Source organism: Haloimpatiens lingqiaonensis (genome assembly GCF_901447495.1).
GTDB classification, from domain to species: domain Bacteria; phylum Bacillota; class Clostridia; order Clostridiales; family Clostridiaceae; genus Haloimpatiens; species Haloimpatiens lingqiaonensis.
This window is the reverse complement of sequence record NZ_CABDWS010000028.1, coordinates 25500-37406: the sequence shown is the minus strand read 5'-3', so window position 1 is coordinate 37406 and position 11907 is coordinate 25500. Positions and strand designations below refer to the sequence as shown.

At 31.3% G+C, this 11907-nt stretch carries 9 protein-coding genes; all 9 read left to right on the top strand.

Annotated features, from left to right (window positions below; all coding sequences use genetic code 11):
* Positions 1-87 precede the first annotated feature (87 nt).
* The 9 genes from FGK85_RS07390 (at position 88) to FGK85_RS07350 (ending at position 11888) form a co-directional block, all read left to right on the top strand.
* Positions 88-1785 (top strand): peptide ABC transporter substrate-binding protein, encoded by a 1698-nt coding sequence (locus FGK85_RS07390; protein WP_138205198.1) that lies wholly within the window; start codon positions 88-90, stop codon positions 1783-1785.
* Positions 1786-2303: 518 nt separating this feature from the next.
* A complete protein-coding gene (locus FGK85_RS07385) occupies positions 2304-3995 on the top strand; it encodes a peptide ABC transporter substrate-binding protein (RefSeq protein ID WP_138205196.1) in 1692 nt (563 codons plus the stop codon).
* A 768-nt stretch (positions 3996-4763) separates the two neighbouring features.
* Entirely contained in the window at positions 4764-6443 is a 1680-nt protein-coding gene (locus FGK85_RS07380; protein WP_138205194.1) for a peptide ABC transporter substrate-binding protein, read from the top strand.
* An 82-nt stretch (positions 6444-6525) separates the two neighbouring features.
* The gene (locus FGK85_RS07375; protein ID WP_138205192.1) at positions 6526-7461 is read left to right on the top strand and encodes an ABC transporter permease; all 936 of its coding nucleotides are present in this window, start codon (positions 6526-6528) and stop codon (positions 7459-7461) included.
* Positions 7462-7472: 11 nt separating this feature from the next.
* Positions 7473-8390: an ABC transporter permease gene (locus FGK85_RS07370; protein WP_138205190.1), complete on the top strand. Its 918-nt coding sequence runs from the start codon at positions 7473-7475 to the stop codon at positions 8388-8390.
* Positions 8391-8406: 16 nt separating this feature from the next.
* Positions 8407-9426: an ABC transporter ATP-binding protein gene (locus FGK85_RS07365; RefSeq protein ID WP_138205188.1), complete on the top strand. Its 1020-nt coding sequence runs from the start codon at positions 8407-8409 to the stop codon at positions 9424-9426.
* Positions 9426-10391, top strand: a complete 966-nt coding sequence (locus FGK85_RS07360; RefSeq protein ID WP_138205186.1) for an ABC transporter ATP-binding protein — start codon at positions 9426-9428, stop codon at positions 10389-10391. The genes FGK85_RS07365 and FGK85_RS07360 overlap by 1 nt, the downstream gene beginning before the upstream one ends.
* 362 nt (positions 10392-10753) lie before the next feature.
* A complete protein-coding gene (locus FGK85_RS07355) occupies positions 10754-11026 on the top strand; it encodes an alpha/beta-type small acid-soluble spore protein (protein WP_138205184.1) in 273 nt (90 codons plus the stop codon).
* Between the two features lie 118 nt (positions 11027-11144).
* A complete protein-coding gene (locus FGK85_RS07350) occupies positions 11145-11888 on the top strand; it encodes a class I SAM-dependent DNA methyltransferase (protein ID WP_138205182.1) in 744 nt (247 codons plus the stop codon).
* Positions 11889-11907 lie beyond the last annotated feature (19 nt).

Here is an 11907-nt window from a genome sequence, read left to right as displayed (position 1 = left end):
AATTTATTTTACATAGTTGACATATTTTTGATAATATGGAATATTGACATTAATAAATTTCAATATATTTCAAAAGGGGGCATTAAATTGAAAGGTAAAAAATTATTAGCAGTAGTACTTGGGGCAACACTGTTAGCATCAGCAGCTTTAGTGGGCTGTGGAGAAAAGAAACCAGCAAGTAATAAAGATGATGGAAAAACAGTAAAAATGGATAAGGATCAATACTTAAACTTTAATTTAGGTGCTGAACCAAAATCACTAGATGTATCAAGATCTAATGATATTTACTCATCTCAAATATTCTCTGAAATATATGAGGGTTTAACAAGAGTTGAACAGGATAAAGATGGAAAAGACGTTGTAAAACCTGCCGGAGCAAAGGAATGGAAACATAATGAAGATGGAACAGTTTGGACATTTACTTTAAGAGATTACAACTGGACTGATGGTAAACCAGTTAAAGCTCAGGATTTTGAGTATTCTTTAAAGAGAACATTAGCACCAAAAACTGGTTCTAGTTATGCTTTCTTGTTGTCACCAATAAAAGGTGCTGATGAGTACAATGCAGGTACAGGTAGCGCAGATGCAGTAGGAGTAAAGGCAGTAGATGATAAAACTCTAGAATTTACATTAAAACAACCATGCCCATATTTCCTAGATTTAACTTATTTCAAATTGTTCTTACCACAAAGGCAAGATATAGTTGAAAAACACGGTGAAAAATATGGTACTGAAGGAAATACATTAGAAGTATTCTGTGGACCTTTTACATTGACAAAATGGACTCACCAAAACGAAATAGTTCTAGAAAAGAATGACAAGTATTGGGATAAAGATCAAGTTAAGCTTTCAAAAGTTAACTTTAAAATAATTAAAGATGAATCAGCTTCCTATAATGCATTATATAGCGGACAAATAGATTCTTTGGGAGTTTCAAAGAAGGAATGGATAGAGAAATATGAGAAGACTGGAAAATTCGATAACTTAAAAGGTTTCTTACCATCATCAGGTTATGTATTCTTTAACCAAAAGGATAAATTGTTCTCTAATGCTAATGTAAGAAAGGCATTTTCACTTGGATTTACTAGGGATGACTATGCTGAAGTTATAACTAAGGGTAAAAATGCTCCAGCATATGCATGGTGTCCACCATCAGTACAATTAAATGGAAAAGACTTTAGAGAAACAGTTGGCGAAGAACCAATAAAGAAATTATCTGAAGAAAATCCAGATCCAAAAGAATTACTTAAAAAAGGATTAAAAGAATTGGGAATGAATGAAGATCCAACTAAATTAACAGTTAATATATTGTTCCCAGGAACAGACCAATGGTATAGAACTCTTGCAGAATATGAACAAGAAATGTATAAAAAGACTTTAGGTGTAAATATAAAAGCTGAATATGTTGAATGGGGAGTATTCCAAAAGAGAACAGATGAATTACAATATCAAGTAGCTAGTATGGGATGGACAGGAGACTATAATGACCCTAATACATTCTTTGATATGTGGATGGCAGATGCGGGAATAGTTCCAACAGGCTGGTCAAATAAGAAATATGATGATTTAATTAAAAAGGCTATGAGCTCATTAGATGAAAAGGAAAGGGTTGAAGCTTATAAAGAAGCAGAAAAAATATTATTAGTAGAAGATGCAGTTATAGCTCCAACTACTTATTCAAAGAAAAATACCTATAGATATAAATATGTTAAGAATTTAATGACTCCATTATTTGGTAGTGGCGTAGAATGTAAATATGCGTATACTGATGGTAGAAGTAAATAAAAAGTAAATAAAAAGTAATTATTAAAAAGAGTACCTTAGAGTAATTTAAGGTGCTCTTTTGTTATTATAAAATAAAATGTAAAGCTGCTATCTTATTATTAATAAATTAATTACTCAACCTTCGCATATGAATTTTAAGTTCTACACTATATAAGGCAAGAGATAAGGCAAGAGATAAGGTTCTAGGTACTAGGTGCTAGGTGCTAGGTAATAAGTAGGGAGTACTACTTACCTACAAAGTGTATATTTTTATTTTATAACTGCGAAGGCTAAATTAATTATAAAAAAAATAAGTAAAAAAAGTGTCTCAAAGTTGTAAAAAAAATTTGACAATTGTAAAAGTGTATGATATATTTATAAAAACAAACAAAAATTAGTAAGTGATTCCTATTGAAGTTAATTATTCCAATAAAATCATTGGTAGATAAAAGCAGTAATGTTTAAATTAGATTTTAAAATTAATAATTATAATTATTAATTTTATAATACATAAATATAAATAATGAGGGGGCTTTTAAATGAAAAGTAAGAAATTATTAGCTTTAGTGTTAGGAAGTACTGTTCTACTTTCATCTGCTATAGCTGGATGTGGGGAGAAAAAAACAACTGATAATAGTAAAGATTCAGCATCAGCAGAAAAAATGGACAAGGATCAGTATTTAAACTTTAACTTGGGGGCTGAACCAAAATCTTTAGACCTTGCAAAATCAAATGACGTTTATTCTTCTCAAATACTTGGAGAGGTATATGAAGGATTAACAAGAGTTGAACAAGATAAAGATGGTAAAGACGTTATAAAACCTGCAGGGGCAAAGGAATGGAAACATAATGAAGATGGAACAGTTTGGACATTTACTTTAAGAGACTATAACTGGTCTGATGGAAAACCTGTAACAGCAAAAGATTTCGAATATTCAATAAAAAGAGTTTTGGCACCAGAAACTGGTTCTAACTACGCATTCTTATTATCACCAATAAAAGGTGCCGATGAATATAATGCTGGAAAAGGAAGTGCTGACCAATTAGGAGTTAAGGCTGTAGACGATAAAACTCTAGAATTTACATTAAAACAACCATGTCCATACTTCTTGGATTTAACATATTTTAAATTATTCTTACCTCAAAGAGAAGATATAGTTAAAAAACATGGTGATAAATATGGTACAGAAGCAAATACACTAGAGGTATATTGTGGACCATTTAAAATCACAAACTGGACACATCAAAACCAAATAGTTATGGAAAAGAACGATAAATATTGGGATAAAGATAAAGTAAAACTTTCAAAGGTTAATTGGAAAATCATAAAAGACCAAACAGCAGCATACAACTCATTATACAATGGTGATATAGACTCTATGGGAGTTTCAAAACAAGAATGGATTAAGAAGTTTGATAGTACTGGAAAATTCATAAACATACAAGGATACTTACCAACAACAGGATATACATTCTTTAACCAAAAGGATAAACTATTCTCTAACGCAAAGGTTAGAAAAGCATTCTCACTTGGTATAACAAGAGATGATATGGCAAACGTTATATTTAACGGAAGAAATGCTCCAGCATATTCTTGGTGTCCACCATCAGTACAATTGAATGGTAAGGATTTTAGAGAAACTGTAAAAGCAGAACCAATTAAAAAATTAGCTGAAGAAAATAGTGATGCTAAAGCTTTACTTTCTGAAGGATTAAAAGAGGCTGGTTTAGATCCAGATCCAAGTAAATTAACAGTTACTATGCTATTTGCTGGAACAGATCAATGGTATAGAACATATGCAGAATATCAACAACAAATGTATAAAAAGACTTTAGGAGTTAATTTAAAAGCTGAATATGTTGAATGGCCAATATTCCAAAAGAGAACAGATGAAATGCAATATCAAGTAGCAGGTATGGCTTGGACAGGAGACTATAATGACCCTAACACATTCTTTGACATGTGGATGACAGGTGCTGGAATAGTTCCAACAGGTTGGTCAAATAAGAAATACGACGATTTAGTTAAGAAAGCTATGAGTTCATTAGATGAAAAAGAAAGATTTGAAGCTTATAAAGAAGCTGAAAATGTATTATTATATGAAGATGCTGCTGTGGCTCCAACTACTTTCTCTAAGAGAAATACTTATAGACGTAAATATGTTAAGGATTTAATGACTCCATTATTTGGTGTAACAGAATGTAAATATGCTTACACTTCTGGTAGATAATAATATAAAAAATTAAATAAAAATGATAGTGGAATTTTCCGCTATCATTTTTTTGATTTCTAATATCTAAAAATAGAATGAATAAATTAACTATATTTCATAAATTATATTTGCTTTTAAAAAATGTATTGAATTAATATTCTGTATAAATACTAAATATGAAAAATGTTTTTGAAATATGTACAATAAACAAACCTGCATAAATGTATGTTGTGGGCATATACATGGAATTTGAAATACTTGAGTATATTCATAAATATAGATAAAAGGTATGAATATAAATGCACATGTAGAGCTTTACAAAGGTAAAGTGTAAATTTGACATTTAAAAAAAATTATGATAATATGTAAAAAATGAAAAAACAGAAGAATGTAAATTCAAATTTCTAATTGTTTTCTAAATTTTTAATATATGCTCTAGGGGTATGGATTTTATTTTAGTGTATTTTAAAAATCACGGAAATAACATTAATTGACTAAAAATTTAAAACATTAAATTAAATTTAAATAAAAGTATAAGTTTTAGAAGGAATTTTGTAAATAAAAATTGAATATATACATGAAGTGATTTTATTGATTGAGATAAAGGGAAAAAGTAAGAATAAGAAGTAATAGGTAAAAGGTAAGAAGTACATAGGTGATAGATAAAAGTAGATAGATATAATAGATAGATATAAATTTAGATTAATAAGGTAGTTTATACTACATTATTAAAATATAAACTGCAAAATAAATATATAAAAAACGTATTAAAGGGGGAACTTAAAAGTGAAAAGCAAGAAGATGTTAGCTTTATTATTAACAGCTAGTGTAGTTGCTTCAACTGCATTAATTGGTTGCGGCTCTGGAAGTAAGGATAGTGCATCTGGTTCTAAAATGGACAAGGATCAATATCTAAACTTATTATTAGGTGCTGAACCAAAAACATTAGACCCATCAAAGGGATCTGACACTTATTCTTCACAAGTATTAGCAGAAGTTATGGAAGGACTTACTAGAGTTGAGCAAGATAAAGATGGTAAGGACGTTATAAAAGCTGCTGGTGCTGAAAAATGGGAACATAATGAAGATGGTACAGAGTGGACATTCCATTTAAGAGACTATGAATGGTCAGATGGAAAAAAAGTTACAGCTAAGGATTATGAGTATGGTATAAAAAGAACTTTAGATCCTAAAACTGCATCACCTTATGCATTCTTATTATCACCAATTAAAAATGCAGATGAAGCTACTCAAGGAAAGGCTGCTTTAGATTCAGTTGGGGTAAAAGCAGAAGATGATAAGACTTTAAAAATTACATTAAAACAACCATGTGCATACTTCCTTGATTTAACTTATTTCAAAGTAATGCATCCACAAAGACAAGATATCATTGAAAAAGCTGGTGACAAATATGGTTCAGAAGCAAACACAATGGTATTCTGCGGACCTTTCGTTATAAAAGAATGGGTTCACCAAAACCAAGTAGTTCTAGAAAAGAATGAAAAGTATTGGGATAAAGAACAGGTTAAATTATCAAAAGTTAACTTAAAAATAATAAAAGATCAAAATGCAAGATATAATTCATTATACAATGGAGACATAGACTCAGCAGGAGTTACTAAACCAGAATGGATAAAGAAATTTGATGCTACTGGAAAATTCAACAACATAAAAGGATATGATCCATCAGCAAACTATACATTCTTTAATACTAAGGATAAAGTATTTAGCAATGCTAATATAAGAAAGGCATTCTCACTTGCAATAACAAGAGAAGATATGTCAAATGTAATATTCCATGGAACAACTGAAGCAGCATATGGATGGGCACCACCATCATTACAATTAGGTGGAAAAGACTTTAGAGAATTAGTTGGAGAAGAGCCAATTAAAAAACTAAAAGAAGAAAACCCAGATCCAAAAGCATTGTTAGTAAAAGGATTAAAAGAACTTGGAATGGATCCAGATCCAGCTAAGTTAACAGTTACAATACTTGAAAGTGGTACAGACCAATGGAATAGAACATATGCAGAATATGAACAACAAATGTTCAAAAAAGCATTAGGTGTTAATGTAAAAGCTGAATATGCTGAATGGCCAATATTCCAAAAAAGAACTCATGAGTTAGATTATCAAATAGCTGGTGCAGCTTGGACAGGAGACTACAACGATCCAAATACATTCTTTGACATGTGGGTAACTGGAGCAGGAGTTGTAAATAATGGATGGTCTAATAAGAAATATGATGAGTTAGTTAAAAAAGCTCAATCTACAATGGATGAAAAACAAAGACTTGAAGCATATAAAGAAGCAGAAAAAGTATTAGTATATGAAGATGCAGCTATAGCTCCAACAGTATACAGAAAGAGAAACACATACAGAGCTAAATACGTTAAGAATTTAATGAGTCCTCTATTTGGAACATCTGAATTCAAATATGCATACACAGAAGGAAGAAATAAATAGTTTATAAAAAGTTATTGCAGCAAAGCTTCGGCTTTGCTGTGGTAAACTTTATTTTTTATATTATGTGGAGGGGATGAAAAAAATGCTAAGGTATATCTTAAAAAGAATTGGCTATATGCTGGTTACCCTTTGGATTATCATTACTATAACTTTTATGCTTATACATGCAGTTCCAGGGGACCCACTAGCATCAATGGCAAGAAACTTACCAGAACAAATTAAAAAGAATTTCTATGCTAAATATGGGTTGGATCAACCACCTATAGTTCAGTATGGAAGATTTATGAAAAGACTTGTGTTAAATGGAGATTTTGGTGAATCACTAACTTATCCAGGAAGAAGCGTTTCAGAAACATTAAAAAGATATGCTCCTACATCAGCTAGATTAGGAGGACAGGCTCTATTATTAGGACTTGTTATAGGAATTACATTAGGAATTATAGCAGCATTCAATAGAAATACTTGGATAGACTATATAGTTATGTTTATAGCAATTATAGGTGTAGCCCTACCGGTATTCGTTTTAGCTGCATTATTACAGTATACTTTTACAGTAAAACATCAACTTTTACCAACCACAGGTTGGGGATCATTTAAACACACGATATTGCCAACTATAGGTATGAGTTTTGGTACTATAGCTACTTATGCTAGATATATGAGAACCAGCGTACTTGATGTAGTTGGACAAGATTATATATTAACTGCAAAGGCAAAGGGTGTTTCTAAGGTTGCATTAGTATGGAAACACGTTTTGAGAAATGCATTATTACCTGCTATAACAATTTTAGGACCTCAAATAGCTGGTCTATTTGGAGGAGCTTTCATCACAGAAAGTATATTTGCAATTCCAGGAATAGGATTTAACTTTGTTGAGTCTATAAACAACAGAGACTATACAATGATAATGGGACAAACAATATTTATGGCTACATTATTTATAGTATCCTTATTAATAGTTGATATACTATATTCTGTAGTTGACCCAAGAATAAGAATAGATGGTGAGAGCAGATAGGAGGTAAAGTTATGGCAGAATTATCTAAAGAAAAGTTTCAGATAATGGGATGCGAAAATTTCGATTCCGAAGAAATATTAAGACCCAATGTGACTTACTGGCAGGATGCTTGGAGAAGATTGAAAGAAAATAAAATTGCTATAGCATCTTTAGTAATATTGGCTATATTAGCATTTATGTGTATATTTGGACCATTTATGACTAAATTTAGCTATGAAGCTCAAGACTCTTCAATAATAAATATGAAACCAAATGCTCAGCATTGGTTTGGTACTGATGAATTAGGAAGAGACCTTTTTGCTAGAGTATGGAAAGGCGGAAGAATTTCTATATTAATTGGTTTACTAGGAACATTAGTAGACGTGGTAGTAGGTTCAATTTATGGTGGTGTGTCTGGATATTTTGGAGGCATCGTTGACGATATAATGATGAGAATAGTAGAAATATTATCAAGTATACCATACTTAATAATAGTTATATTAATATCTTTAATAATGGGAAAAGGAGTATTGTCACTAGTTATTGCTATGACTATCACTGGATGGGTTGGTATGGCAAGACTTGTAAGAGGACAAATACTTTCAGTAAAAGAACAAGAGTATGTTCTTGCAGCACAGACACTAGGTGCAAGTTCATCAAGAATAATAGCTAAACACTTAATACCAAATATAATGGGTATAATGATAGTTGCAATAACATTTGACGTACCAGGATTTATATTTGCTGAAGCTTTCCTAAGTTACTTAGGACTTGGTGTTCAATCACCAGATACAAGCTGGGGTGCTCTAGCATCAGCAGCACAACAAAACTTAATGTTCTACCCTCATGAACTTTTCTTCCCATCACTAATGATAAGTTTAACAATGTTATCATTTAACCTATTAGGCGACGGACTAAGAGACGCATTAGATCCAAGACTACGTCAATAAGAGGGAGGAATAATCGATGGAAAAAATACTAGATATAAAAGATTTAAAAGTATCATTTCACACTTACAATGGGGAAGTACAAGCAGTAAGAGGGATAAGTTTTGAACTTAATAAAGGTGAAACATTGGCAGTGGTTGGAGAATCTGGTTGTGGTAAATCTGTAACATCTAAAGCTATAATGAGATTACTTCCAACACCACCTGCAGAAATAAAAGAAGGTTCTGTTATAGAATTTGATGGCAAAAATGTATTAAAAATGTCACAACAGGAGCTTAGAGAACTTAGAGGAGCAGAAATCAGTATGATTTTCCAAGACCCTATGACTTCTTTAAATCCAACTATGACAGTAGGAAGACAAATAGCTGAAAGTTTACAAATACACAGAGGCATGAATAAACAAGAGGCTTTTGCTGAAGCAGTTAAAATGCTTAAATTAGTTAACATTCCAAATGCTGAAAATAGAGCGAAACAATATCCACACGAATTTTCAGGTGGTATGAGACAAAGAGCTATGATAGCTATAGCACTTGCATGTAATCCAAAGATTCTTATAGCTGACGAGCCTACTACAGCTCTTGACGTTACTATTCAGGCTCAAATCATGGATCTTATAAAAGATTTACAAGACAAATTAGGTACAGCAGTTATATTAGTTACTCACGACCTTGGTGTGGTAGCTGACGTGGCTCATAGAATTCAAGTTATGTATGCTGGACAAATTATAGAAAGAGGAACTAAGGATGAAATATTCTATAATGGACAACATCCATATTCTTGGGCACTTTTAAGATCTGTTCCAAGACTAGATTTAGGAAATAAGGCTGAACTTTATTCATTAAAGGGAACACCACCAGATCTTATAAAACCACCTGTGGGATGTCCATTCGCAGCAAGATGTGAATACTGTATGCCTATATGTAGAGAGGAAATGCCTCCAGTAACTAAACTTAGCGAAACACATGAAGTGGCTTGTTGGTTAAGTCATCCATTAGCACCAAAGGTAGAAAGCCCTATAAAGACAGGAGGCGTTAAGTAATGGAAAAGGATGCAAAAGTTTTATTAGAAGTAAAAAATCTTAAAAAATATTTCCATGTGGGAAAAAACGCTACTTTGAAAGCTGTAGACGATGTTAGCTTTTTCATAAGAAAAGGTGAAACTTTAGGTCTAGTTGGTGAATCAGGTTGCGGTAAAACTACTTGCGGAAGAACTGTTATGGGTATGTACTCAGCTACTGGCGGAGAAGTATTATTTGATGGAGTAGATATTCATAAACTAAATAAAACTGAAAAGAAAGAGTTTACTAGAAGAGCTCAAATGATATTCCAAGACCCATATGCTTCATTAAATCCAAGAATGACTGTTGGTGAAATTATTGGAGAGGGTATTGATATCCATGCTTTATACACTGGACAAGAGAGATTGGATAGAATATATCATTTATTACAACTTGTAGGATTGAACAAGGAACACGCTACAAGATTCCCACACGAATTCTCTGGTGGACAAAGACAAAGAATTGGTATAGCAAGATCTTTAGCTATTGAGCCAGAATTTATAGTTTGTGACGAGCCTATATCAGCTCTAGACGTTTCTATACAAGCTCAGATAGTTAACTTGCTTGTACAATTACAAAAGGAATTTGACTTAACTTACTTATTTATTGCCCATGACCTTTCAATGGTTAAACATATTTCTGATAGAGTTGGTGTTATGTATCTAGGATGCTTAGTGGAACTTGCAAGCAGTCATGACTTGTATGAAAAACCACTTCACCCATATACTCAAGCATTGCTTTCAGCAATTCCAATACCAGACCCAGAAATAGAAAGAAGTAAGAAGAGAATAAAACTTGAGGGCGAAGTTCCAAGTCCTATTAATCCAAAGCCAGGATGTAGATTTGCTGAAAGATGTAGATACGCAAAACCAATATGTCACGAGCAAACTCCAGTGCTTAAGGAAGTAGAAAAGGAACATTATGTTGCATGTCATTTATTTGACTAAGGTGTCTTAATTTAAATATAAAAGCCTAAAAGAAAAAACATGTAGTGAATTATCGCTGCATGTTTTTTTTGACGTTATCTATTATAAAATTAATTTTTGAATATAAACTTTTACTTCTTAGCTATTACCTATTACTTACCTGCAAATTTTATATTTCTATTTTATAACTGCGAAAGTTGAATATTTAAAAAAACTCCTTTGGAGTTTTGCTCTTCATTGTCAATTGTCAATTGTCAATTGTCAATTGTCAATTCTCAATTGTCAATTATATAGTATGAATATAATTTCCTCATATGTTAATAATAATGTGTAAGATATGCATTTAAAATAAAAATTGTATATTTTGCAGGAGGGAAATAAAAATGGGCAAAACACCTTTAAAGAAAATAATAAAATCTAAATTAAAAGCTAAAAAGGAATTAACGCCTTTAGAAAAAATAAGAGAAGAGATGAAGTATGAAATAGCTACGGAATTAGGACTTAAGGATAAGGTAGATAAATATGGCTGGGGTGGTCTTACAGCAGAAGAAACAGGAAGAATAGGCGGTATAATGACAAAGAAAAAAAGAAAATTTAATATACCTAAAAATGAAGAAATTATTAAAAATGATTATAAAAACAATCATGGAGATTAATATTTGTTCCTTGGCATTAATGCCTTAAAATAAAAATATTTATTTTACTAATACCCCTCTATGTTGTATTATATATATACGATTATGTAAAAAACTATATGAAATGAAGGGAATTTTTATGGATTGCTATAGAAAATTTGCGCATATATATGATGAATTAATAAACGAGGATATAGATTATCAAAAATGGTGTGATAAAATAATAGACATATGCAAACAAAACAATATTAAGTGTCATAGCTATTTAGATTTAGCTTGTGGCACGGGAAATGTTACAGAAAAAGTAGGAAGGTTTTTTAATGAAGTATGGGCAGTAGATTTATCTACAGATATGCTTGTGGAAGCAGAAGAAAAAATGAGAGCACAAGGCATAAAAGCAAATTTCGTATGCCAAGACATAAGTAAACTGCAACTTAATAGAAAGTTTGATTTGATCACTTGCTGCTTAGATTCAACAAATTATTTATTAGAAGAGGAACAGCTTATAAACTATTTTAAGGGGGTTCAATCTTCCTTAAAGGATGAGGGGCTATTTATATTTGATATAAACTCCTATTATAAATTAACAGAAATTCTAGGAAATAATACTTTTATTTATGATGGTGAGGAAGTTTTTTATGCATGGGAAAACGAATTAGAAGATGATATCGTCCATATGTATCTAAACTTTTTCATTAGAGATGGACAAGTATATAGTAGATTTGATGAAAATCATATGGAAAAGGCTTATAAAGAAGAATACATAGAAGAAATTTTAAAAAATATAGGATTTAATATAGTAGGTAAATATGACAATTATATTTGTGATAAAATAAATGATAATACAGAAAGAATAGTTTATATAGTTAAGAAAAATATATAACTAATATTAGAATGAAAGG

Coding starts and splice junctions, on each gene's coding strand:
- FGK85_RS07385 (WP_138205196.1), top strand. CDS start 2,304: ATGAAAAGTAAGAAATTATTAGCTTTAGTGTTAGGAAGTACTGTTCTA.
- FGK85_RS07375 (WP_138205192.1), top strand. CDS start 6,526: ATGCTAAGGTATATCTTAAAAAGAATTGGCTATATGCTGGTTACCCTT.
- FGK85_RS07370 (WP_138205190.1), top strand. CDS start 7,473: ATGGCAGAATTATCTAAAGAAAAGTTTCAGATAATGGGATGCGAAAAT.
- FGK85_RS07365 (WP_138205188.1), top strand. CDS start 8,407: ATGGAAAAAATACTAGATATAAAAGATTTAAAAGTATCATTTCACACT.
- FGK85_RS07360 (WP_138205186.1), top strand. CDS start 9,426: ATGGAAAAGGATGCAAAAGTTTTATTAGAAGTAAAAAATCTTAAAAAA.
- FGK85_RS07355 (WP_138205184.1), top strand. CDS start 10,754: ATGGGCAAAACACCTTTAAAGAAAATAATAAAATCTAAATTAAAAGCT.
- FGK85_RS07350 (WP_138205182.1), top strand. CDS start 11,145: ATGGATTGCTATAGAAAATTTGCGCATATATATGATGAATTAATAAAC.